This window comes from Rhodanobacter sp. MP1X3 (genome assembly GCF_014207165.1).
In the GTDB taxonomy this organism is placed as follows: Bacteria; Pseudomonadota; Gammaproteobacteria; order Xanthomonadales; family Rhodanobacteraceae; genus Rhodanobacter.
The window spans coordinates 153,955-178,446 of record NZ_JACHCO010000006.1 but is presented as its reverse complement, the minus strand read 5'-3'; the positions used below and the strand labels follow the sequence as shown (position 1 = coordinate 178,446).

Annotated in this window: 21 protein-coding genes and 1 pseudogene; 13 read left to right on the top strand and 9 right to left on the bottom strand. The window is 58.6% G+C overall.

The annotated features are described in order from the left end of the window. Positions 1-257 precede the first annotated feature (257 nt). The 4 genes and pseudogenes from HDE79_RS22025 to HDE79_RS16305 all read left to right on the top strand — a co-directional run. A complete protein-coding gene (locus HDE79_RS22025) occupies positions 258-380 on the top strand; it encodes a hypothetical protein (protein ID WP_255484035.1) in 123 nt (40 codons plus the stop codon). A 366-nt stretch (positions 381-746) separates the two neighbouring features. Further along, positions 747-2,462, top strand: a complete 1,716-nt coding sequence (locus HDE79_RS16315; RefSeq protein WP_184603379.1) for a copper resistance system multicopper oxidase — start codon at positions 747-749, stop codon at positions 2,460-2,462. Further along, positions 2,459-3,664, top strand: a complete 1,206-nt coding sequence (locus HDE79_RS16310) for a copper resistance protein B (protein WP_184603377.1) — start codon at positions 2,459-2,461, stop codon at positions 3,662-3,664. The genes HDE79_RS16315 and HDE79_RS16310 overlap by 4 nt, the downstream gene beginning before the upstream one ends. Positions 3,665-3,700: 36 nt before the next feature. Beyond that, positions 3,701-4,234, top strand: a pseudogene (locus tag HDE79_RS16305) (cytochrome c); the annotation flags it as partial. 211 nt (positions 4,235-4,445) lie between these two features. Here HDE79_RS16305 and HDE79_RS16300 read toward each other — a convergent pair. The 4 genes from HDE79_RS16300 to HDE79_RS16285 all read right to left on the bottom strand — a co-directional run bounded on the left by HDE79_RS16300 (position 4,446) and on the right by HDE79_RS16285 (position 9,442). Continuing rightward, a complete protein-coding gene (locus tag HDE79_RS16300; protein ID WP_184603373.1) occupies positions 4,446-5,375 on the bottom strand; it encodes a DMT family transporter in 930 nt (309 codons plus the stop codon). 105 nt (positions 5,376-5,480) lie between these two features. Continuing rightward, a complete protein-coding gene (locus HDE79_RS16295; protein ID WP_184603371.1) occupies positions 5,481-7,649 on the bottom strand; it encodes an AsmA family protein in 2,169 nt (722 codons plus the stop codon). A 149-nt stretch (positions 7,650-7,798) separates the two neighbouring features. After that, positions 7,799-8,392 carry a phospholipid methyltransferase gene (locus tag HDE79_RS16290; RefSeq protein WP_184603369.1) on the bottom strand — a complete coding sequence of 198 codons (594 nt, stop codon included), beginning with the start codon at positions 8,390-8,392 and terminating at the stop codon, positions 7,799-7,801. A 96-nt stretch (positions 8,393-8,488) separates the two neighbouring features. Continuing rightward, on the bottom strand, positions 8,489-9,442 hold the full coding sequence (locus tag HDE79_RS16285; protein WP_184603367.1) for a peptidylprolyl isomerase: 954 nt from the start codon (positions 9,440-9,442) through the stop codon (positions 8,489-8,491). Between the two features lie 812 nt (positions 9,443-10,254). On the opposite strand from HDE79_RS16285, the gene HDE79_RS16280 reads away from it, so the two are divergent. Genes HDE79_RS16280 through HDE79_RS16265 form a run of 4 tightly spaced genes read left to right on the top strand, consistent with a single transcriptional unit; the run spans position 10,255 to position 16,311 of the window. Continuing rightward, positions 10,255-11,487: a TolC family protein gene (locus HDE79_RS16280; RefSeq protein WP_184603365.1), complete on the top strand. Its 1,233-nt coding sequence runs from the start codon at positions 10,255-10,257 to the stop codon at positions 11,485-11,487. Further along, positions 11,484-12,782 (top strand): efflux RND transporter periplasmic adaptor subunit, encoded by a 1,299-nt coding sequence (locus HDE79_RS16275; protein WP_184603363.1) that lies wholly within the window; start codon positions 11,484-11,486, stop codon positions 12,780-12,782. Before HDE79_RS16280 ends, HDE79_RS16275 begins: the two co-directional genes overlap by 4 nt. After that, positions 12,779-15,958 carry a CusA/CzcA family heavy metal efflux RND transporter gene (locus tag HDE79_RS16270; protein ID WP_184603361.1) on the top strand — a complete coding sequence of 1,060 codons (3,180 nt, stop codon included), beginning with the start codon at positions 12,779-12,781 and terminating at the stop codon, positions 15,956-15,958. The genes HDE79_RS16275 and HDE79_RS16270 overlap by 4 nt, the downstream gene beginning before the upstream one ends. Beyond that, positions 15,955-16,311, top strand: a complete 357-nt coding sequence (locus HDE79_RS16265) for a copper-binding protein (RefSeq protein ID WP_184603359.1) — start codon at positions 15,955-15,957, stop codon at positions 16,309-16,311. Before HDE79_RS16270 ends, HDE79_RS16265 begins: the two co-directional genes overlap by 4 nt. 134 nt (positions 16,312-16,445) lie before the next feature. Here HDE79_RS16265 and mgrA read toward each other — a convergent pair whose 3' ends face one another. From mgrA to HDE79_RS16240, 5 genes are all read right to left on the bottom strand, one after another. Beyond that, positions 16,446-17,477: an L-glyceraldehyde 3-phosphate reductase gene (mgrA, locus tag HDE79_RS16260; RefSeq protein WP_184603357.1), complete on the bottom strand. Its 1,032-nt coding sequence runs from the start codon at positions 17,475-17,477 to the stop codon at positions 16,446-16,448. A gap of 564 nt (positions 17,478-18,041) precedes the next feature. After that, the gene (locus HDE79_RS16255) at positions 18,042-18,554 is read right to left on the bottom strand and encodes a DUF4142 domain-containing protein (RefSeq protein WP_255488479.1); all 513 of its coding nucleotides are present in this window, start codon (positions 18,552-18,554) and stop codon (positions 18,042-18,044) included. Between the two features lie 315 nt (positions 18,555-18,869). After that, positions 18,870-19,247, bottom strand: coding sequence for a response regulator (locus tag HDE79_RS16250; RefSeq protein ID WP_184603354.1), 378 nt, complete (start codon positions 19,245-19,247; stop codon positions 18,870-18,872). A 415-nt stretch (positions 19,248-19,662) separates the two neighbouring features. Next, the gene (locus tag HDE79_RS16245) at positions 19,663-19,887 is read right to left on the bottom strand and encodes a hypothetical protein (protein ID WP_184603352.1); all 225 of its coding nucleotides are present in this window, start codon (positions 19,885-19,887) and stop codon (positions 19,663-19,665) included. Positions 19,888-19,980: 93 nt separating this feature from the next. Further along, positions 19,981-20,283, bottom strand: coding sequence for a DUF6582 domain-containing protein (locus HDE79_RS16240; protein ID WP_343205987.1), 303 nt, complete (start codon positions 20,281-20,283; stop codon positions 19,981-19,983). Positions 20,284-20,477: 194 nt separating this feature from the next. On the opposite strand from HDE79_RS16240, the gene HDE79_RS16235 reads away from it, so the two are divergent. From HDE79_RS16235 to HDE79_RS16215, 5 genes are all read left to right on the top strand, one after another. After that, positions 20,478-20,744, top strand: coding sequence for a hypothetical protein (locus tag HDE79_RS16235; protein WP_184603349.1), 267 nt, complete (start codon positions 20,478-20,480; stop codon positions 20,742-20,744). A gap of 97 nt (positions 20,745-20,841) precedes the next feature. Next, a complete protein-coding gene (locus HDE79_RS16230) occupies positions 20,842-21,780 on the top strand; it encodes a cation diffusion facilitator family transporter (RefSeq protein ID WP_184603662.1) in 939 nt (312 codons plus the stop codon). Positions 21,781-21,877: 97 nt separating this feature from the next. Then, complete coding sequence (locus HDE79_RS16225) at positions 21,878-22,513, top strand: NAD(P)H-dependent oxidoreductase (RefSeq protein ID WP_184603347.1); 636 nt, start codon at positions 21,878-21,880, stop codon at positions 22,511-22,513. A 322-nt stretch (positions 22,514-22,835) separates the two neighbouring features. Beyond that, positions 22,836-22,994 (top strand): DUF3309 family protein, encoded by a 159-nt coding sequence (locus tag HDE79_RS16220; protein ID WP_184603345.1) that lies wholly within the window; start codon positions 22,836-22,838, stop codon positions 22,992-22,994. Between the two features lie 219 nt (positions 22,995-23,213). After that, complete coding sequence (locus HDE79_RS16215) at positions 23,214-24,491, top strand: divalent metal cation transporter (protein WP_184603343.1); 1,278 nt, start codon at positions 23,214-23,216, stop codon at positions 24,489-24,491. The last annotated feature ends 1 nt before the right edge of the window (position 24,492 follow it).

The following is a 24,492-nucleotide window of genomic DNA, read 5'->3' as shown; positions in this document are numbered from 1 at the left end:
CGTGTTTCGCGTGGCTGCTGTTGGTGGCCATTCCGGTTCACGCTGAGTCGCTGGCCATGAATAGCAGCATGCATGCGATGGGCCGTGCCATGGGCGCGATGTCGTCCATGCCCATGGCTAAGGCCGCCAGATCCAATGATTGCCAGCACGCTGTGCAAGCCAAAGTGCCAGTGCACGCCGAGGATTGCTGTCGTGGTGGCGATGGCAATCATGGAATGGCGGCCAGTTGCCACTGTGCTGCAACGGCCGGAAGTGCCATGGCTGCCATAAGCATGATTGAGCTGCTGCCGGTGTTGCCCGGTGATATGCATCCCACGCTTCGCATAACCACCGCGCCGGATATTGCCCACGGTCCGCCGCTGCGGCCGCCAGCGGTCTAGGGCGTGTCATCAATGACCAAGTGGTCCGCGCCGGGAGCTGTTTGCGCGCAGGCCAAGGAAGAGCGAAGAAGTGTACGTCGGTACACGCCTGAGCGATGACGCCGGCCTGGGGGCAAACAGACCCGGCCCGGAGGGTTGCTTCGCTGTGGCCGCCATGCGGCAGCGCGCGGCTTGGCCTGACCGCCAGTCAGGCGCTGCGCCACGCGCCACCACCTGACAACCACCGCGAAACAACGCGAGCCACTTGGTCATTGATGACACGCCCTTCTCTCTCGTTACGTTGAGCTTGGTTTGCGTGCGCCGATGAGCGCGTGCGCGACTGACGTCTACGACCGGCATCGTCAGGATGCCTGCCCGGAGAGTTTCATGAAAAGCCGTTTTCCCCTTTCCGCGACCGATTTGTCGCGGCGGCGCTTTGTCCAGGGTCTCACCATGGGCAGTGTTGCTGCTGGTTTCGGCCTGCTGCGTTCTTCCAACGCCTGGGCGTTGACCAGCACTGGTCAGTCCACCGTACTCAGCGGCACCGATTTTGCGCTGGATATAGCCGAGACGCCGGTCAACATTACCGGCGCGGTGCGATTGGCGACTACCGTCAATGGCGCGATGCCCGGGCCTGTCCTTCGCTGCAAACAAGGCGGCACGGTGACCTTGCGCGTGACCAACCGCTTGCGCGTTCCAACCTCGATCCACTGGCATGGCATTGTGCTGCCATCCGGCATGGATGGCGTGCCGGGCATCAGCTTTGACGGCATCGCTCCGGGCGAGACGTTCGTCTATCGGTTTCCGCTTAGACAGTCAGGCACGTACTGGTACCATTCGCATTCGCGTTTTCAGGAGCAGACCGGTTTATTCGGTGCGCTGATCGTTGATCCCGCAGGCCCGGATCGGTACGCGTCTGATCGTGATCATGTGGTGTTGCTCAACGACTGGACCGATGAAGATCCCGAGCACATTTACGCCAAGCTCAAGAAACGGAGCGACTACTACAACCGCGCTATGCCGACCGCGCCGGGCTTTGCACGCGACGTGCGCGAGCAGGGCCTGAGCAACGCACTGGCCGCGCGCAGGATGTGGAACGAGATGCGCATGAACCCGACCGATCTCAGCGACGTCTCGGGTTACACCTATACCTATCTGATGAATGGCGCGTCGCCGGCCGGCAACTGGACCGGCCTGTTTCGTCCCGGCGAAAAAATCCGTCTGCGCTTTATCAATGGTTCGTCGATGAGCATCTTCGACGTGCGCATTCCCGGTTTGAAAATGACCGTGGTCGCTGCTGATGGCCAGGATGTGGAGCCAGTATCGATCGACGAGTTTCGCATTGCCGTGGCGGAAACCTACGACGTTATCGTCGAGCCGCAGGAGGATCGCGCGTACACGCTGTTCGCCCAGTCGATCGACCGTACTGGTTACGCTCGTGGCACGTTGGCGCCACGACCGAGCATGCAGGCCGAGGTGCCGAAAGTCGATCGCATCGTCCAGCTCGGCATGGCGGACATGATGGGCGCGATGGCAATGTCAGGTTCCGGCGATCACTATGGCATGGTCATGGGTAACGTGCCGGCGGTGCATCATGCGCGCACCGAGTACGGCCCCGGCGTCGATATGCATGTCGATATGCCACGCAGCAATCTCGATGATCCCGGCAACGGTCTGTGCAACAACGGTCGACGCGTGCTCACCTATGCCGACCTGCACACTGTCGGTGGCTCGATCGACGCACGCGAACCCGGTCGGGAAATCGAGCTGCACCTCACCGGCAACATGGAACGTTACATGTGGTCGTTCGACGGCGTGAAGTTTTCCGACGCTGCGCCGGTGCATTTTCGGCAGGGCGAGCGGCTGCGTATCGTGCTGGTCAACGACACCATGATGAATCACCCGATCCACTTGCACGGCATGTGGAGCGAGCTTGAAAATCCGGATGGCCATTTTCAGGTACGCAAGCACACCATCAACGTGCAGCCGGCGCAGCGCATCACCTATGCAGTCACTGCCGACGCCGCCGGGCGCTGGGCTTACCACTGCCACATGCTTTATCACATGGAAGCAGGCATGTTCCGCGAAGTGGTGGTGTCATGACTGCGCGTCATGGCATCACCTCGACCACGCTATGCCGTTCGCTGCTGCCTGCGCTGCTGTTTGCCGGCATATCGGCTGCGGTGGCGCAGAGCGCGCCGGCCTCGTCCAGCAGCGCGGTGTCGCCGGATATGTCGGGTATGGATATGTCCGGAATGGATCACGGCAGCATGCCAGGCATGGACATGGACAAGCCGTCGGCATCGACGAGTGTTGCGGCTCCGGCAAAACCTTCGACGGTCAAAAAAGTCGATGGTAAGGCGATGGATGCGAAGCCGGCAAAGTCCAAGGACGACATACCGAACATGGACGGTATGGAAGGTATGCAGGGAATGGATCATGCGGCCGAGCCCGCGACGAATCCGGCATCGAAGAAATCCGCCACTCCTGATGCCATGTCCGACATGGATCATGGTTCGATGGCTCCAGCCAAAAGTGCTGACATGTCCGGCATGAGCATGGGTCCGATGCAGGGCGGCAGCGCACCGCCGAATGCGCGCAGTGCCGATTATTCGGACGGCATTGGCTACGGTGCCATGCGCGGCATGGACATGCAGGACAACGCACCGCAAAGCATGCTGCTGATCGATCAGTTCGAAGCGTTCAGCGGCAAGAATGTCAACGGACAAACGTGGGAAGTCGAGGGTTGGTATGGCAACGATGACAACAAGCTCTGGTTGCGCACTGAGGGCGAGCGTAGTCAAGGAAGACTCGATGACGGCGATGTTGAAGCGTTGTGGAATCACACCATCGCCACCTATTGGAGCAGCCAGCTCGGCGTGCGGCAGGATCTGGGTGAGGGGCCGAACCGTCACTGGGCCGCGTTCGGTGTACAGGGTTTGTCGCCTTACTGGTTTGAGCTGGAAGCCACTGGCTATGTCGGTGACGGTGGCCGCACAGCCGCACGTTTTCGGGCGGAGTACGAAGTGCTGTTTACCCAGCGGCTGATCTTGCAACCGGAATTCGAGGTCAACCTGTATGGACAGTCCGATCCGGCGCGTCGCATCGGCAGCGGGTTGTCGGATGCCCAACTGGGCCTGCGTTTGCGTTACGAAATCAACCGACAGTTTGCGCCATACGTCGGTGTGGTCTGGACGAACCGATTCGGTGGAACGGCTGATTTTTCGCGAGACGATCAGCAGGCCGGTTTCAATCAAGCGCGGACGGATCGACAGTGGGTCGCGGGCATCCGTTTCTGGTTTTGACAATTTCTCTCAACAGACATCCAGTGGGAAACTCTCATGAAGCAAACCATCACGCAATTCGTCATTACCTTGGTCATCCTTTTGGTGATCGCAGCCGCCGGCACCGGGGCATTCGTGTATTCCGGCATTTACAACATCGGTGCAGATGATCACCACAGCCGGCCGGTGTTCTCGTTGCTGCAGACTTTGCGCGAACGTTCGATTGCCGAGCATTCGCGCAATCTCCAGGTGCCTGACCTCGAAGATGCCACCTTGATCCTCAAGGGCGCTGGCCAGTACGCGGCAATGTGCACGCAGTGCCACCTCACGCCGGGCATGAAAGATTCCGAGATTCGCCCGGGCCTTTATCCGCAACCACCCAACCTGGCAAAGCTGCGGGTAGATCCCAAAGAGGCTTTCTGGGTAATCAAGCACGGCATCAAGATGAGCGCGATGCCGGCATGGGGAAGCAGTCATGACGACGCCACGATCTGGAGCATGGTCGCCTTTTTGCAAAAGCTGCCGGACTTGTCGCCAAGGCAATACAAGGACATCGTCGCCAAAGCGCCGCCGGATAACGATATGGACATGGACAACGGCGACGATCATTCCAAGGACGCTGACGATATGCCTGGCATGACGATACCGGCCAAGGCTACGAGCGCCGCGCCACCTGCGAATGAGCCGAAGCATCGAGGCGGCTGAGTTTTCGGGACCACATGGGTCCTGGGTGAATAGCCATCCAGGACACTGTGCGATAGAGCCCTCACCCGACCTGAAGACCGCGAATGGTTCGCTTGAGTCACTCCACCATGCTGTGGCTTTCAGCTGTACCCAGCAGCTCCGGCTGCTCTGTTGCGAGCTGCTTGCGGTTCAGTAGTGGGTGTACGAAAACGGCGGCGAGGATCACCGCCACGCCCGTGTAGAACCAGCCGTCCAGCTCGCGTTGCTCGTGCAGAAGCACGACAGCCAGCACAATGGCGTAGACCGGTTCGAGGTTGGTGATCATCTGCGTGCCGAAGGCACTGATGTGGCGCAAGGCCACCAGTGCGAGCGCGAAGGGCAGTAACGTGCAGCCGAAGGAAAGCGCCACCAGCATCAACGCGTCGTGCATGCTGGGCAATACAAAAGCAGCGCCGGTATGCGGGAACAATGGTGCCATCATGGTAAGAAAAAGTGTGCCTGTGCCTAGTTCGATGCAGGTCACTGTCAGCGGATCACCGTGTTCCACCAGTCGCTTGTTGAGCGAGCCGAACAGTGCCACGAACAAGGCGGACAACACGCCGACCAAGATGCCCAGGCGCATGCCGTGCGGCACGCCGCCAACTACCATGGCAACGCCGGGAACCACCGCAATGCCGATCAGCAATTCGCGCGGGTCGAATTTGCGTCGCGCAATCCACGGTTCGATGAAGGCGAGGAAGACTGGTCCCAGCGCGATGCAGGTAGCACCGACCGACGCATTGGAAAGTTTGATCGACGCATAGAAACTCAGCCAGTGCAGCGATACCAGTACACCGATACCGGCATAGGCCCAGCGCAGTCGTATCGGCATCGCGATCAGGCCACGCCATACCCTGGGTATCAGCAGCAGCGCACCGGAAACCAGCAGCATCCGCCACCACACCAGCGGCAGCGCGGGCAGGGTGATCAGTTTGCCGAGGATGGCAGTGAATCCCCATAGCACCACGCAGAAGTGGATCTGCAGGCGCGCCTTGCTGACAGCTTGCATGCTGGACTAAACCTGGTGAAGAAACTGGCGGCCGGAGAGCTGACATTCTAGCCGGGCGCGCGCTGCATGAGGCGCACGCGCCCAGCCCGGTTCAACGTGAGCGTGTCAGTTCGGCTCGTTAGCAGGCTTGCTCTTCGTTGCTGCTTCCGTTGCCGGCATCGCCTTGCCCGAGTTGCGCAGCTGCTGCAGTACGTCGCGGCAGGTGTTGCTGCTGTCGTCACCATGATTGGGCGAAACCAGGGCAAGCAGCGCTGCTGCCGGTGCTGCCACCACGCCTAGCGTCACGGCGCCGGCACCACGAATGATCAGCGGAACTTTCTGCACGCCGACATCCGGATTCTTCAGTGTGCCGCGCGCATACAGCGGTGTGCGCAGCGAGAAGATGCGAAATCCCTTGGTCTGCGGGCGGATGTTGAGATCCAGCTTCTCGTTGGCAAAATTCACCGTGCCATCGACCTTGATCACTGCATCGTCAGTATCGAAGACGAACAGGTTCATGTTGAACAGGCCGTCCTTGGCGGTCATGTCCGAGGCGGCGCAGTTGATCTGCACGGTACGATCGCCAAACAACTTGCCGATGATGATGTTGCCGACGTTGAGTCCAGCAGTCTCCAGCAGTGTTTTGCTGATCGCACCGTCGTTCATTAGTAGCTTCATTTCACCGTTCGAGCTGCCCAGCAGTGCCGCCACAGAATTGCCATGTGCGGTGAGGTTGACGTCGCCATTGATTTCGCCGAACGCGGTTTGCATTGGCGTAAAGGTTGGGAACAGTTGCTTGAGCTTGAGATGTCGTGCGCTGATTTTTATCGTGCCCTGTAGCGGCGCCTTGCTGCCGTCGAGCCGGATCGTGCTTTCTATGGTGCCGCCGGCAAGGCCGAAGTTCAGGGGTGCCAGTTGCAGCACGCCGTTGTCCATCACCAGATGGGTGTTGAGCGAATTGATCGGCAGCTTGTCGTTCTGCACGATGCGTACAGCGTTGAAGGTGACGTCGGCATCCATGGCTTTCCAGCGATCGGTGCTGAACGGCTCGACCGGCAATAACTTGTCCGCCGGCTGCACGGTTTTATCACCGCGCTGTTTCTTTTCCGCATCGGAGCCGCCGCCGATCAGCGGTGCGAGGTCGGCGAATTGCAGCAGCTGCGAAGACAGGTTGCCGCTCAGCTTTGGCCGTTCGCCACCGGTGGTATAGAGCAGGCTGCCGCCGGTATCCGTGCCACCAATATGACCATGGAAATTCTCGTAGCTGAAGCGGCTGTTGTTGCGATGCAGTTCGGCCTTCAAACGACCTTCGGTGGCGTAGGGCGGCGTGTTTGGCAAGGTCACGCCGGTAATCGCATACAGCTTGGCCATGCTGGAGCCGGAGAACCATAATTTCAGATCCAGCGCCGCCAGATGCACAGGGTCAGTCAACGTGCCGACCAGCGCGATATGGTTATCGCCGATATGCACGTCGGCCTGCACGGGGAAGGGCTGGTTGGCCTCCTGCAGCGCAAGCACGGCGCCGGTTTTACCGCTGCCCTTGACGGTCGCGCCCTGGTAACTGCCATCGACTTGCCAGGCAAACTGGTAACTGGTTTTCGATGCCGCGGCTGCGGCCTGGCCATCTGCTGCGTCGGTTGCTGCAGCCTTTTTCTGGGTTCTGGAATGGGTGCCGGTTTGTGCGTTGGTTGTAGCGGATTGCTGTGCTACCAGCTGGTCGTACGGAATCGCCTGCTGCAGCGGCGTGATGGCGACCTGCAGCTTGATCTTGCTGGCCGCGTCATCCAGCGATACGTCGCCGCGATCGAAGCCAATCGAACCGAGCTGAAGATTCCATGTCGACGGTGGGCCATTATCTTTCGGTAGCGTGAAATCCCAAGTGGCGCGGCCTTGCTTGTCGCGCTGCAGATCGACAGTGGGATGCACCAGCTGCAGCGATGGCACGTCGATCTGGTGAGCGATCAGCGGCAGTGGCGACAGCCGAAAGCGCAGCGCCTCCAGTTGAGCGAACTGCGGCTTCGCTGCCCATGCTGGATTGCCGATGTGGATATCGCGTGCGGTGAATTCCGGCCAGGGCATCAATGCGCGCCAGCCGCTTTCGGTCGGCTCGCGCCGCCAATCCACACTCAGGTCACCCTGGATGGCAAATGGACGGCCAATGGCCTGGCTGACTTTATCGTTGATGAAAGGCTTGAGGCGGTTCCAGTCGAAGGTGGCAATCACGATCACCAATACGATGATCAGCGCCAAGAATAGTCCCGCGATCCAGTTCAACACCTTGCGGCTGCGTTTCATCCACTGATCCCTTTTTTCCGCCCTGCAAGCACGGGCTTTGTTGGGTTTGATAGCGCAATAGATGGAAAGATTATGTGTGCAGTACGCGAAAGCCCATGAATGAGCCCGCTCATCCCTGGCGCAGACTCAATCGTGCGATGGATTGACGCTCAAGCCGCGACGCGTTTGCATTGGCGCCGACCGATCCGATAGACCGTGGCTGGCGGCAGATTGAACAGCACACTGCCGATGCGAACGGCTTCGAGATCCAGTTGATCGAGCAGCTGGCGCGGCAGTGGGCAGCGCGTTCCGTAGGTGAACTGGTAAAGCGCGCCATCGGCATGCAGCTGCTGTTCGAAAACACCGCGTATGATCGCGGCGACCTGTTCCGGCGGCATCGACAGCAACGGCAGCCCGCTGATCACCGCACTGGCACGCTCGTCACCAAACAGCGGAAGCGTCTCGCCCAGCTGTGCGGCATCCATGCGTAGCACGCGTGCCTCGGGATAACGCTGGCTCAAGGCATCGGCAAAGACCGGATCGGCTTCCACCAGCGCCAATCGATGGGTTGGCAGTCCGCCAGCCAGCAGCGCGCGGGTGAATACGCCAGTGCCCGGTCCCAGTTCGATCACCGGACCGTGACGATGATTCACGTGGCGCGTCATCAGTCGCGCCAGCGATGGCCCTGACGGGACCACGGCACCGACGCTGCGTGGTGCCCGCAGCCATGCTCGCCAGAAGCTAAAGGTATCGCTCAACAACATCCGGTTTCCCGATCAGTACGTGGTGTAACGCATACATGCAAATCTGCCAGTCCACAAAACTAGCTGATGACGCTGAATATAATGTTGTGGCGCTGATCAATGCTTGCCGGCTGTTGTGGTGGTGATTTCGCGCATCGGTACATCGATGCTGCAGATATCGACCTTTCCGGCTGGTACGGTATAGAACGCATCGCGGCGGTTGCGCTTGGCGTCGATCAACGCCAAAAAGGTTTTGCTGTCGGTACGCAGCACTTCAATCGCTGGCTGCTGTGCGGCAGGCAGCTCGGCCGCCAGTTGCACGGACTGGATGGTGATCTGCTGGGAGGGCTTGTCGTAAAAGCCCATCGGCTCCGCACCGCGTGGCAGGCTGGACAGCAGTGGCATGCCGTCGAGCACGCGACCGATCACTGCCAGGTTGCGATCCAGCCGACGCGGCGACTGGCCGATTACCGCGTACAGGGCGCTACCGTTACCGGTTTCTGGTCCATTGTCGCGGCCTACGCCAACCATGCCATAGCAGTGTGTAAGCCATTCCTGTCCGCTGGTTGGATCGCGCGCTACCGGAAAGCCTTCGGAGAAACCGACTTCCGGTGCATAGACATCGCCATCGGGCAGTTTGGTCCACGGCAGTTTGGTGTCGATCGGGCGAGTGAATTCCGGCGCCACGGTAGCCTTGGCCTTGCCTAGCGATCGGATCCTGGATTTGTCGCCGTTGTCATCGCCGGCGGGGTCATCCCACTGGGTTACGAAGTTGTCCTGCACCCGCACGATCGCCAGGCCATCGAAATAATGCTGGCGCACCAGCGTACGGATATTGGCCGCATGCAGCGGTGTGAAATCCGGTGCCAGCTCGATCAACACGCGGCCGCTCGGCAGCTGCATCACCAGCAGATTCTGCGGATCGGGCCTGCGCCACTCGGCCGGTGTGGACTTCGCCAATAACTGGGACGTAGTCGGTGTCGGCTTGGCCTTTTCCTTTTCAGCCAGCGCCGGTAGCGCGAACACGAGACATGCCAGTACAGCGGCGGCGAGATGGTAGCGGCGAATCATGGCGGTCCCCTTATGTAACGGTCGGCACAACGCACAACTTAGCAGGCCAGCGTGGGGATGACACCAAAGTGTGGAAAGATTCGACTACCAAGGTGCATGCGAGAGCCGTCATGGCCCGAGGCCACCCGGTCGGAGCAATGGCGACGCGAATATAAAGCCCGGGCGGCCTGGCGCCCGCCGTCAATACCGCCGCGCCTCTGAACGCTAGATACCACTGAAGGCGGGGCGTCGCGCCAACTGCTGTCATAACCCGTGCTATCGTTATGGTCAGAATGAACAGGCGTTACCACCTCAGTCGCCGTCGCCGTACCCTTTGGGTATGGGCGGTATTGTTTTGTCTGTTTTTTCAGCAGCTGGCCATGGCCAGCTATGTCTGCACACTCCCGACGGTACCGGCGCATGTTGCCTTGACGGGTGAATGTGCCGCGATGCGGACAGGCTCAAAGGTATCGTCCGCTCACGTTCATGCCACGTCGGATCCTCGGTGCGTTGAGCACTGCAGTAACAACGTGACGTCTTCTCAGGACGCGCATGCTCTGACGGTGCCCCCTGTCTTGTTACCTTCGCAGTCGCCCGCTCTACTGGGCACCAGCGTGCCTGCGCTGAGAGCATTGCCAAGCATTTCGAAGTATCGCTCTGAGCCACCGGCCATGTTGCGGTTCTGCACCCTTCTGATTTAGCCCTCGATTGCTAGCCATTCGGTGGTCATGCCTGCGTGCATGGCCCGTACGGTCTTGTCATCGGAGCTATCCATGTTTTGCCAACAAATCTTGACACGGACCTTGTCGGTCCGCGTTCGGCGTTGCCTATTGATGGCCGCCGCTGTTCTGTTCGTGTCGCCCGCTTGGGCTGACGATCCGGCACCACCTCTAACGCTGGAAACAGCGACACGGCAAGCAGCCTCGCAAGCGTCGTTGCTGGAGGCACGCTACGCCCAACAGCAGTCGGCCCATGAGGAATCCGCGCGTGCCGGCGCGTTGCCGGATCCGCAGCTTTCCGTCGGTATCGACAATCTTGCTATCCAGGGAGCGGGTGCATTTACGGCCGGTGGGGACACGATGACGATGCGCACAGTGGGGCTCACTCAAGTGCTGCCATCACGGGCTAAACGCCAGGCCCAGCGTGACCTCGCCGACGCCAACGTCGAGCAGGCCACATCGACCACGGTAATGACTCGGTTAGGGATCGAGCAACAAGTGGCGGATGCCTGGATAAATGCCTGGGGCGCCCACCATGAATTGAAGATGCTGCAGTCCATGCGACGCGAGTGGGCCGTGGATGTTGAGGTTGCCCAGGCGAGATTGCGAGGGGGTGTCGGATCAGCAGCTGACGTTCTAGCGATGCGGATGGAGGCCCTCGACTTGGAGAATCGCATCGACGATGTGACCTCACGCGAGACTCAGGCTCGCGCAGCTTTAGGCCGCTGGTTGGGCCATCCCATCACCGAACCGCTTGCTGATCCGCCCGATTTTTCTGTACTACCCCATGACGAGCCATCGTTGCTGACCAGTGTTGATCGGCAAGGCAATCTCCTGGATTGGCCTGCACGCGAGCTGGAAGCCGAAGCCGCATTGGCCGAGGCTGAGGCCGAGAAGCATCCGGAGTGGAGCGTTGGTTTGGCTTATGGCTCTCGTGTTCGAGGGTTATCCGACATGGTATCGCTCCAGGTGGGCGTGTCGTTGCCGCTGTTTACGCGCAATCGACAGGATCGCGGCATCAGTGCCCGCTCGGCCGATTTGGATGCGGTTCGTGCAGAACACGACGATGCGAAGCGTCAGCAAGCAGAAGCCGTGCAGGCGGGTTGGGCGCAATGGGATGCGCTGGGTCGACAGACGCGTCGGCATGTCAACGAGCTTCTACCGCAAGCCAACGATCGTGCCGCGCTGGCCTTGGCGACCTATCGGGGTGGCGGCGATATCGAGCCTCTACTCGAAGCGCGTCGTGCCGAAATTACGCATCACACCGACTACGCCCGCATGTTGACCGACTACGGCCGTGCTTGGGCAGCCCTGACCTATTTACTGCCTGAAGGGGATTCCCCATGAAACGCGCACTGTTGATTTCTTCCATCCTCGCAGGGCTGTTCGTTACTGCGGTCGGCGCGTATTTGATAGGTCGCCACCACGATGGTGCTCCAGATGGAACGTCCGCCGATCATTCTGTCGGCACAGGATCGCCCACGCAGGCCGCAACCGCGAAAGTGCTGTACTGGTATGACCCGATGGTGCCCGCGCAGCATTCCAACAAGCCAGGGCTATCGTCGATGGGCATGCAGATGGTGCCCAAATACGCCAACGCCGACGCTGACCCGAACACCGTAAGCATTGATGCCGCGACCGTACAAAACCTCGGCGTGCGTACCGCTCCGGTTGAGCGCCGCATGCTGTCAGCAACGGTACAAGTGCCCGGCACGATCGGCTGGGACCTGAGCCAGGCTGTGGTCGTCAGTGCACGCGTCGACGCGGTGGTGAGCAAGCTCTACGTGCGCACTCCTTACGCGAGCGTCAAGGTAGGCGCTCCTCTAGCCGACGTGTTGGCTCCTCAATGGAGCAGCGCCGTGGCTGAAACCCAAGCGTTGCAGCACGTGCAATCAGCAGAGGCCAAAGCCTTGCGCGGTGCAGCGCAACAGCGCCTGAGCGTGCTCGGTTTATCTCCAGCGGATGGTCGTTCGATAGGAAGCAACGGTGAGATTACGTTGCGAGCCCCTCAGACTGGTGTCCTCAGCACGCTGGACGTACGTGAGGGTCAACGTGTCAACGCGGGTCAAACGTTGATGACGATCAACGGCATTTCCACCGTATGGGTAGACGCCGCTTTACCGCAGTCGGTGGCCGGCACGATGCACGCCGACACACCGGTCACCGTCAGTGTCGACGTGCTGCCAGGACAGGTATTTCATGGCCACGTCGAGTCGTTACTACCCGACATCGACATGACAACCCGAACGCAGCACACGCGCATCGTCCTCGCCAATCCCGACGGGGCATTGAGTCCGGGCATGTTCGCGACGGTGCAGCTTGATCCGGCGCCCGGCAACGCTGTGCCGGTCGTGCCCGACGATGCACTGATTGCGTCGGGCGCCCACACGCGCGTGATCGTTGCCGAAGACGGCGGCCATTTCCGTGCCATTGCCGTTCGCACGGGACGCGCGGCAGGGGGCTATACCGAAATTCTCGAGGGGCTCGCTGGCGGCGAAAAGGTAGTGGTGTCCGGCCAATTCCTCATCGATTCGGAAGCCAGCCTGTCCGGCGCATTGGAACGCCTGGATGACCCAACGGCGAAACCGGCACCCGCATCCAGCGTTGCCATGCCGGGCATGACGATGGGGGCAAACCCATGATCGCCGCCCTTATTCGCGCAGCGATCGCGCATCGCGTATTTGTCCTGCTCGCCGCCTTGGCGTTGGCGCTTGCTGGCGTGTTCGCCGCCCTGCACACGCCGGTTGATGCGCTGCCGGATCTGTCCGACACCCAGGTGATCGTACGCACGAGCTGGCCGGGGCAGTTGCCCCAGACGATCGAGGATCAGGTGACCTATCCGCTGGTCACCACCATGCTCTCCGTACCGGGAGCCAAGACGGTACGCGGATACTCATTCTTTGGGGATTCGTATGTCTACGTGCTGTTCGATGACAGCACGGATCTCTACTGGGCCCGCTCACGGGTACTCGAATACCTCAGTCAGGTACGTGATCGTTTGCCGGCGGGTGTCTCACCAACGCTCGGTCCGGATGCAACCGGTCTGGGTTGGATTTACGAGTACGCGTTGGTCGATCGTACGGGCAAACATGACATCGGCCAGCTTCGCGCATTGCAGGATTGGTTCTTGCGTTTTCAGCTCAAGACCGTTCCGGATGTCGCCGAAGTGGCAAGTCTCGGCGGCATGGAACGCGCCTGGCAGATCGTGCCTGATCCGAATCAGTTAGCCGCCCGCAACGTCACCATTTCGCAATTGGTCGAGGCAGTCCGCGAGGCCAACGGTGCGAATGGTGGCTCGGTGATCGAACAAGGTGAAGCCGAACTGATGGTGCGCAGCGAAGGCTATCTTCGCAGCAGCGAGGACTTTGAGCGTGTGCCGATCACCACCAGCGCCGGCGGGGTGCCGGTGCTGGTGCGCGACGTTGCCACGGTAAGGCGAGGCCCCAGTTTTCGGCGTGGCATCACCGAACTGGATGGCCAGGGCGAAGTTGCCGGTGGCGTGATTGTGTTGCGCACAGGCAAGAACGCCAAAGCCGCAATCGCCGCCGTGAAGGCCAAGCTCGACGAGCTGAAACGCAGCTTGCCTCCTGGCGTTGAGATAGTGCCCACCTACGATCGCTCACAGCTGATTGATGCCGCCGTTGAAAACCTGTGGGGCAAATTGCTGGAGGAATTTCTCGTCGTTGCCTTGGTGTGCGTGCTGTTCCTTGGCCATTTGCGCTCGGCACTGGTCGCGGTGATCACCTTGCCGTTGGGTGTGCTGACCGCTTTCATCGTGATGCATCTGCAAGGTGTGTCGGCCAATCTGATGTCTCTGGGCGGTATCGCGATTGCCATAGGCGCCATGATCGATGCCGCCGTGGTGATGATCGAAAATACGCACAAGCATCTGGAACATTGGCGCGATGCAAACGATGGCAAAGAACCCCAAGGCGCCGCGCGTTGGGCGCTGATCGCCGAGTCAGCGGCTGAGGTCGGGCCAGCGCTCTTTGTCAGCCTGTTGATCATCGCGTTGTCATTCGTGCCCGTATTCGCGCTCGAAGGTCAGGAAGGCAAGCTGTTCAAGCCACTCGCGTTCACCAAGACCTACGCCATGGCGGCTGCCGCTGGTTTGGCGGTCACGCTGGTGCCGGTGCTGATGGGATATCTGGTGCGTGGACGGATTCGCGCTGAAAACGACAATCCGCTCAATCGTGGCCTGATCGCGCTGTATCGACCGATTCTGAATGCCGTGCTGCGCTTTCCCAAGATGACCTTGCTCATGGCCGGGATTATTTTGTTCAGTGCGGCTATTCCGTTGACCCGGTTGGGCAGCGAGTTTATGCCGCCCATGGACGAGGGTACGTTGCTGTACATGCCGACCGCACTGCCGGGTTTATCCGCTGGCAAAGCGTCGCAGATCTTGCAGCTGACTGACCGCATGATCAAGACGGTGCCGGAGGTCGATCACGTTTTTGGAAAGGCTGGACGTGCGGAAAGCGCCACTGATCCGGCACCGCTGGAAATGTTCGAGACGACCATCACCTTCAAGCCGAAGGACCAATGGCGTCCCGGTATGACCATGGCGAAGCTCAAAGTCGAACTGGACAAGGCGGTGCACGTGCCCGGACTGACGAACCTCTTCGTGCCGCCGATTCGTAATCGCATCGACATGTTGGCAACCGGTATCAAGAGTCCTATCGGCATCAAAGTGCTTGGGCCCGATCCGTCCACGTTGCAAACAGTGGCCGACAAAATCGAAACGGTTGCCAAGACCGTACCTGGAGTAAGTTCGGCCATTGCCGAGCGAGCCGAGGGCGCTGGCTACGTCGATGTGCATCTTCGTCGCGAAGACGCAGCGCGCTATGGATTGACGCAACAGAAGGTCCAGGATCTGATCGCGACGGTTGTGGGTGGCGATCCGATCGGGCAAACGGTCGAGGGCAGAGAACGCTATCCGATCGTCGTCCGTTATCCACGGGTTGATCGTGATTCGGTCGCGGCGTTACGGCAGCTACCGATCCTCGCGGCGAGCGGTGCGCAACTGACTCTCGGCCAGATTGCCGACGTCACGTTGACGATGGGTCCTCCGATGCTGAAAAGCGAAAACGGCCAGTTAGCCACTTACGTCTATATCGACACGAGTGGACGTGATCTCGGCACTGTCGTGACGGATCTGCAACAAGCGGTGGCAAAACAGGTGACGTTGCCGCCCGGTGTCACGGTCGCTTGGTCGGGTCAATTCGAGTATCTGGCCAGTGCAATGGCGCGGCTCAAACTCGTCGTGCCGATTGCCTTGGTCATCATCTTCGGGCTGATCTATGCGGTGTTTCGCCGTGCCAGTGAAGCGGCCCTGATCATGGCGAGTGTGCCGCTCGCTCTCGTGGGCGGATTGTGGTTGATCTGGTTGCTAGGGCACGCCGTGTCGGTCGCCACGATGATCGGCTTTATCGCCTTGGCCGGTGTTGCCGCCGAGTTTGGTGTCGTGATGTTGCTCTATCTCGACCACGCATGGCAGCGACAACTGACACTCGATCCACAGGCAGGACCCGCTGCACTCGACGAAGCGATCTGCGAAGGCGCAGTGCAGCGCGTACGGCCCAAGGCGATGACCGTCGCCGTGATTCTCGCTGGCCTCTTTCCCATTCTTCTGGGCCACGGCGCGGGTTCTGAAGTGATGCAACGCATTGCCGCCCCGATGATCGGCGGCATGCTCACTGCGCCATTGCTATCCATGCTCGTTCTCCCCGCAGCCTTCCATCTGCTGATCTTGCGTCGATTGGGCAAGGCAAGCGAAACGAATGTTGTACTCACTACCCACGAAGGAACAAACCCATGAAAAAACTTATTTTAGCCTTCGCGCTCGTCGGCACATTGACCGTCGCGCCCAGCTTTGCCATGGCCCAAGCGATGGATCCCAACATGCCGGGTATGGCAGGCATGCAGCACGACGCCAAACCGGCAGATGCTCGAGGCACGGGCGTCGTCAAAGCGATCGACATCGCCAAGGACACCATCACGCTGCAACACGAGGCAATCACGTCCATCGGCTGGCCGGCAATGACCATGGCCTTCAAGGTGGCCTCGCCGGATTTGCTCAAGACCGTGAAGGTCGGCGACAAGGTGAAGTTCACGCTGCGCCCGGCGGGTATGGACAGCACGGTGACCTCGATCAAACCGATCAAACCCTGAGCAACACCTGGAACGACATAGGAAGATTCATCATGAATTGCTCCTCTTTAGCCCAGGCACGGCGCATGCGTTTTCTTTGATCCGCTGGCCGCCCTTTGCCGCGCTGCTGTGCGCGGCAAAGGGCGGCATGGATATCAAAGTTCCGCCGACTTTTTCCACAGATCCGTGCCGCCATCGGTCGCGTACTTTTCAATTTCGGCCAGTTCTTCAGCAGTGAAGTCGAGCGCATGGACCGCGTCCAGTGAATTGTCCAGCTGCTCGATGGTGCGCGCGCCTATTAGTGCCGAGGTTACGCGCGGATCACGCAGCGCCCACGCGATGGCCATCTGCGCCAGCGTCTGGCCTCGTCGTTCGGCGATTGCGTTGAGTGCGCGGATACGCTCAAGATTCTTCTCGCTCAGCTGGTCCTTGCCTAACGAGCCTTCTCGCGTGGCGCGCGCATCAGCGGGGATCCCTTTGAGGTACTTCGACGTGAGCAGGCCCTGGGCGAGCGGTGAAAATGCGATGCAGCCGGTGCCAAGGTCCTCGAGTGTCTCGAGCAGACCGTCTTCGATCCAGCGGTTGAACATGGAGTAGTTGGGCTGGTGGATGAAGAGTGGCACGCGTTCTTCGGCAAGGATCGCCGCCGCCTTGCGGGTGAGTTCGGGTGAATAGCTGGAGATGCCTATGTAAAGGGCTTTGCCCTGGCGATGCAGATGCGCGAGCGCACCCATGGTTTCTTCCAGCGGCGTGGTCGGATCGACGCGATGCGAATAGAAGATGTCGACGTAGTCGAGACCCATGCGCTTGAGCGATTGGTCGAGACTTGCGATCAGGTACTTCCGGCTGCCGCCGATGCCACCATAAGGACCCGGCCACATGTCCCAGCCGGCCTTGCTGGAGATGATCAACTCATCGCGATACGCCGCGAAGTCGCTGGCCATGATGCGACCGAAGTTTTCCTCGGCCGAGCCGTATGGCGGGCCGTAGTTGTTCGCGAGATCAAAGTGGGTGACGCCGCGATCGAAAGCGCGTCGCAGGATGGCGCGACCCGTCTCGAAAACGTCCGCGCCGCCGAAGTTCTGCCACAGTCCTAGCGAAATGGCTGGAAGGTCAATGCCACTCCTGCCGCAACGGCGATAGGGCATAAGGCCATCGTAGCGATTCGGTGCTGCTTGATAGGTCACAAAGATTCTCCAGAAGGTGGGGCGCTGACGATCTAGCGTTTGATGCGCGTCTGGCTATTTTCCAAGAAAAGTATCGATCTGTGTTCGCGCGTGATCGAGTAGTTCACCTTCGGCCGGCCCATGTATATGAAATTTTCCGGGCATCGAACTTGCCACCGGCATCGTGGAGTGGCTTTCGCTCTGCAAACTTTTCTGGACGTGTCTATCAGCCGGAAGATCAAAGTGGGCGTGATAGAGGTCATCTTGGATCGAGTAACCATATCGAATCTCGATCGCTTCGTAGATCTCTATTTTTGGCAGCATTTTGACGATCCTATCCAGGTCGACGGATGGTTACTTGTCAGGCATGCAAGCGACGTGCAGACGTCACTGGCGCGATGCTGGCGGTGGGCACGATGATGGCCGCCAATAGAGCATCCGAGGTTCCTTCATTGCGCTATCTCGATGTAGTAACAGATGGGAAACGCCACAGGAATTTTCTCGATAGAAAAGCACCAAGCACTTCTGCTTGGTGCCTTGTTACCCTCAGATCCAATCACTTGTCGCAATCACGGCTTGCGGCAGTCAAAGTTTTTTTGCCATTGTCATATGCTGCTGGAGTGTGGGCAATGTCTGCGACGCAAATGACTTCAGGTCGTCGTTCTTACCCACCATGGACTCTTTCTTGAAGAGCGCAATTGTCTCGCGATGATCCTTCAACATCATCGCCGTATAGGCTTTATCGAACGCCGCGCCATTCAGCTTTCCGAGCTGCGACAGCTCCTTTTGTTGCATCGGCATCGGGGCAGCGGATGGCGTGAATCCGTCCTTCTGAGCGATGGAGGACAGCATGTCGCCAGCTTTCGTGTGGTCGGTCACCATCGTCGAGGCGAAGCTCTTGATTGCAGTGGACTGCGCATGGGAGTCAGCCAATTGGCTTGCCTGGATTTCCGTCATGCCGCCTGCCGATGCTTTGGCGACAAACATGGTGTCCTGCTTCGACGGAGCGGTTGCACCTGCATCTGTCTGCGCCATCGCCAAGGGGCTGAGCACCAGAGCGCCGATTGTCGCAAGGGTTCCAAATATCTTGTTGGTCATCTGCACAAGCATCTCTCCAGCGTTAAGGGAGATGCGATCGTGGGCGCGAGACCGTGACGACGTAGTGTCGGTGTGGAATGCGCGTTTTGGTTTTGGAATCAACCGGTCGATGCAACAGGTTGATGAAATCGTTCGGCCGGTGTTGCGCAGGGGACGGCCAAACTACAATCTCGTAACTTCCGCATCAACGTATCCTAGGTGTTCGCCCTTCAGAAGTGACTGGTCCAAAAGGATGGGGCTGAAAAAAACATGGATCGTTGAACTAGCCGTTCAATGGATCTGTTGATCCATGTAAGCCTAAAGGAAAAACGCCGTTCAACTTGAGGCGGCGTTAGGCGGCATCTGACAAGCTCGGGCGATGGCATCTAGCAGATCATGGCTATCGAACGGTTTTATGAGCAATGGCATCGCTCGTATTCGAGGCGAATCAATATTCGCCAGCGTCAGTCCTGTGATCGGAACGAAGGGGATACTTAGTTCTTCCAATAATTCGATCAATGGCAATGCTTGATCGCCAGCGAGATCAATATCCACGACCGCGCAATCGCAGGGTGTTTCTTTGACCAGAGCCATCCCGTCAAGCAAATTGTTGGCGGTGCCGACGATCGTACCGCCCTTTTGCTTCAAGACATCCGCCAGAAGGTTTCGGATCGCGACATCGTCTTCCACAATGACAAGGCGCATAAGTTCCATAGTGTATTCCCCAGCAACCTATTGGCCCCATCATACGCCCGTCCAGATTCGAGACCTTGCAGAGTTAGGAGGCCTGGTGTGCTTTGTGAACTTCAGTCGACGTCACGACTGACATAAAGATCCCAACACCTCGGGCATAGCCGCGAAGTGACCTCCCACACGTGCAAGTCGTTCAGGCGAATCACTGTAGGTGCGAATCGGATTGGTCCGGCGATCTTCTTCGGCTCGAGCCCGCGTGGTGCGACTTCCAGAAAGACACGTCCGGACTCTCATTACGCCGAAAGCTATACAACGAGTACGGCATGCCTTCAAAAACCTTTCAGCGCCGACCGGCTTCTGGCGGCAAACGACGAGCCAGGCGTGCTACTGAGATGGATCGTTTGATATCTTCTCAGCTGCTCGAGTCGACGCATGTCTAAGCGACGCCTTTTGCCCGGTGGTCGAACATGCGCCATTGACCGTCAATGCCCTCGACGGTGATCAGAGAGTCATTGCCCTGCTGATGCGCCTTCAGAGCAGAGCTGACTGCAAACCGAAGTGCGTCATGGCGGCTTTTGAATTCTGGATTACCATCATTGCTCACCTCCACAGACCATTCGCCGCTATGCAACGGCGCATACGGAATATCGAAGATGATCATAAATACCCATAGGCGGTTGGATCATCTGAAGCGTGGCCTTATTGCCGTGACTACACTGTAAAAGTCGACGACGGCTCGTAGCCAACTTTTGTGTCAGCCTTTGCTCATCTCGTGACGACTCTTTTCGCTGAGTTCGACGCCGTACTTCTTCGCAGCTGCCTGGATGCGTTTCCATGCCTCATCTTTTTCTTCAGCGCTTGCGCCTTCGACTTGGTTAAAACGCGCGACGGCATTGCGCACATGCGCGGCGTCTTCAAGATGTTCCTTGCGCTGTCTGGGAAACGCGAAGTGACTCTCTGTTAGGTCGTCGCGTTTTTCCGTGTCGATTTTTGCCATGTCGTTTCTCTTTTCATGCTGATTATTGGAATTTCGCAGTGGAGATGGAGTTTTCACCATCAGAGCCTACTCAAGAGCGACTTTGACCGAGAAACTACTGTGGCCCTCACGCATGCATTTCTTGCGTGAAGTGGTTGCTACGTTGTGTGAGGGACTTCCAGCGAGGCTTGATGCAAACGCGGTCTGAAGCTGGAAATTCTCAGGCTGTTCACGTCGATGAAAGCATCGTGCGAGAGAACTTGAGGAGGCCTTGCATGCTGCAACTCAATCCGCCCCTACCGATGAACACACCCAAAGGCGAAGGATTTGCCCACATCCTTATCGACTATGGCCCGGAATCTGATCTCTATTGGACTGTTTTGATCACGGCGACAGGTGAGATATGGACGTTTGCCAATCGTCATGTGCGCGCGTCAAAGAACATCACACTGGGGCGAACAGATCCTGCCATGCCTCAGGCGTATGGCTCCGACCCCGTTCCGATGCGTCCCCGTGGCGTAGAGAACCAGGAACGATCATGAGCCTTCAGGCGGTGATGCCTTTCATCATGCATCTGACATGACGAGATTGAAGCACCAACTACAGGCCTGACGCTTGCCTACCACCGGTTCGCGCAAAGTGGTCTACGTTGCCCTCGCCGGCAATCTGATGATCGCCATCGCCAAGTTTGTGGCGGCAGGGATATCCGGCAGCTCGGCAATGCTTAGCGAAGGGGTGCATTCCCTGGTCGATACCGTCAACGAACTGTTGCTTCTGTACGGCTTGCACCGCGCGCAGATGCCGCCGGATCGCACGCATCCATTCGGTCACGGTCGTGAGCTGTATTTCTGGAGTTTCATCGTCGCGTTGCTGGTACTGGCACTGGGTGCAGGTGCATCGCTCTACGAGGGAGTGATGCACATACGCCAGCCTGAGCCCATTACTCACCCGTCATTGAATTACGGCGTAATTGCCGTGTCGCTGCTTTTTGAAGGAAGTTCCTGGTATGTGGCACTCCGCGAGTTTCGTTTGCACAAGGGGCGAATGGGTTACTTCGAAGCCTTTCGTCGGAGCAAAGACCCCAGCACGTTCACCGTGCTGCTGGAAGACAGTGCGGCACTGCTCGGCCTGATGGTGGCCTTGGCAGGTCTTGCTGGCGCGCAACTGCTCAACCTGCCCGTGCTCGACGGTGTGGCATCGATCGGCATTGCATGCGTGCTCGCTGTTTCAGCTTCGCTGCTGGCGCGTGAGACCAAGGGGCTGTTGATCGGTGAAGCCGCGCATCCGGTGGTAGCCGATTCCATTCTTGCGATTGCCTCGGGCGATGCCGATGTGCGCTGTGCCAATGGCGTAATGACCGTACAGATGGGCCCGAACCAGGTGGTAGCTGCACTCAGTGCCGAGTTCGAGGACGCGTTGACCACGCCGCAGATCGAGGACTGCATCAACCGTATCGAGAGGCAGGCCAAGATCGCACATCCGGAAATCACCTCTCTTTTCGTCAAGCCCCAGACTGCACAAACCTGGCGTGAGCGGCGCGACGCGATCGAACACAATTCAGATAACGCGGAATCCTAGATTTGCTGACAGTAGTCTGCGTCTACGTTTCATCATCCCACGACGCCTCCCTCCCTAATCTCGATTTCCCTTAGTCAGCTGCAAGGGCAAATGGATCATGGACAAGAAGGGCTCGAAAGAATCCAAGTCACTCACCGCATTCGGAATGAACTGCACGCTCAAGCAAGGGCCGGAGGAGTCCTCTACCCAGAAACTGCTGGACCAGATTCTGCACGCACTGACTCCGTACGGTGTAGGGGTATCCCATGCCCGCGTTGCGGATTACGTCGTCAAACCTGGCGTCAAGGCTGACGAGGGTAATGGCGATGAGTGGCCCGCTCTACGCAGCAAGGTGCTCGATGCGAACATTCTTGTCCTCGCCTCACCGATCTGGATGGGTCAACCTTCCAGCGTGGCCAAGCGCGTGTTGGAGCGGATGGACGCCTTTCTCGATGAGATCGACAAGCAAGGTCGCTACCCCACGTTCGGCCGTGTCGCCATCGTCGCCGTCGTTGGCAATGAAGACGGCGCACACCATGTCACAGCCGAGCTCTACCAGGCACTCGCCGATGTCGGCTTTACCATTCCGGGTGGCAGCTCTGCATACTGGGTCGGTGAAGCCATGGGCAGTGTCAATTACAAAGACCTGGCTCGCATGCCACCCAAACTCGCCAGTACGATCAAAACACCGGCATGCAATGCAGCGCACCTCGCGGCGCTATTGAAAAAGAGTCCTTATCCGGCGCCTGGTTGATCGCAGTACGCCGTCCTGCAAAAAGCTTTACAGCATCACCGAACCGTACCGCCTCGTACTCAAGCTGCGGTCAAAACCGGAACAGCAATTACAATTACGTTCCGGCTTCGATCTCCTTTAAGCATCGCTGATTACGCATGCAGGTAAAGTCATTTCCCCGTGAGCACGCTGTGATCAGTGCAGGGAGGTTTGTATTGACAATCCATGCACTGATGACTGGTTATCATGCATGAGTCGCGCATAGGTTCGAAATTCTGCGCGATGAGACATCCATTGCGAACCTTGCCTAGGGCTCACCGCAGCTGACGACAAGGACACCATCATGTCTCTTTCATTGTTGTTGCTCATCGTGCTTATTCTGCTGTTGATCGGTGCGCTGCCGACGTGGGGCTATAGCCGTTCATGGGGCTACCGCCCGATAGGTGGCCTCGGCATCGTTCTCATTATCGTGATCGTGCTGCTGGTGCTCCACGTTATTTGAAGCACGCATTGGTGCCCCAACGAAGTGTAGTTACCGGGTGGTGTTGCTTTTGCCGTCATCCCGCTTGTCGCCATGCTCGGGATAGTTCTTTACTTGAGTGCTAACGCCAAGGAATTGGGAGTTGGAGCTTACCCGTAACCGAGAGCGTCACCTTCGTAACCGGAAACATTTCGCCACACCTGTGCTTGATGCGTAAACACATTGATAGAGGGTGCCTGCTTGAACGACTTATCGTCCACGAAATCCAAGCCCTCCCTGCTGCGAAAATTGAGTGCGGGTCTGATCACGGGGGCAGCGGACGATGATCCGAGCGGGATTGCCACTTACTCGCAAGTAGGTGCCGCCTATGGCTATGCCACGATTTGGAGCCTCTTTCTTGCGATGCCGCTGATGATCGCGATCCAGGCGATCAGCGCGCGGATTGGTTGCGCCACGGGCAAGGGGCTGTCCAGCAGCATGCGTAAGTACTATCCACGTCCATGGGTTTATGGACTGGTGTTCTCTGTACTGGTAGCCAACGTGATCAACCTGGCAGCCGACATCGGCGCCATGGGAGCCGCGCTGAAACTGCTGATCGGGGGCCCCGCGGTGTTGTATGCAGCAGGTTTCGCAATCGTGTCTCTGCTGCTGCAGATGTATGTCCCGTTTTCCCGGTATTCGCCGATCCTCAAAGTTCTGACACTCAGTCTGTTCGCCTACGTGGCGACGGTATTTGTCATTCATGTTCCTTGGGGTGAAGTGGTGAAAGGCATTGTCGTACCCAAAGTGCGGCCCAATGCCAAGTATGCCGTTGCTATCGTTGCCGTGCTCGGCACGACCATCAGTCCCTACCTTTTCTTCTGGCAAGCGGCTCAGGAGGCCGAGGAAATCCGCGATGATGGCGATCGCCGGTCATTGAAAGCGGATCCATCGCAGGGGCCCGAACAGATCGAACGTATTACCGTCGACACGACGATCGGGATGGTGTTCTCGAACATCGTAGCCATTTTCATCATCTTGACGGCGGCTGTCGTTCTGCATGCGCACGGAAAGACAAATATCCAGTCAGCGTCGGACGCTGCCGAAGCACTGCGCCCCCTCGCTGGACGATTTGCCTTTGGGCTATTTGCCGCAGGCATTATTGGCACAGGTCTACTTGCCGTGCCCGTACTTGCTGGATCGACTGCCTTCGCGGCAGCGGGTGCGCTGGGATACCGCAGCGGGCTTGAGTACAAACCGCATCAAGCGAAGTTCTTCTATGGCGTACTCGTCTTCGCCAGCCTTGTGGGGATCGTGCTCAATTTCACTCCCGTCGATCCCATCAAGGCGCTCTATTGGTGCGCAGTAATCAATGGTGTCGCCGCAGTACCCATGATGATCATGATCATGCTGTTGGCCATGAATAAAAAAGTGATGGGCAAATTCACCCTCAACACATCGCTCAAAGTATGGGGGTGGATCGCTACGGGAGTGATGACAGCCGCCGCTGTCGTGATGTTCGCCACCTGGGGTCAATGAG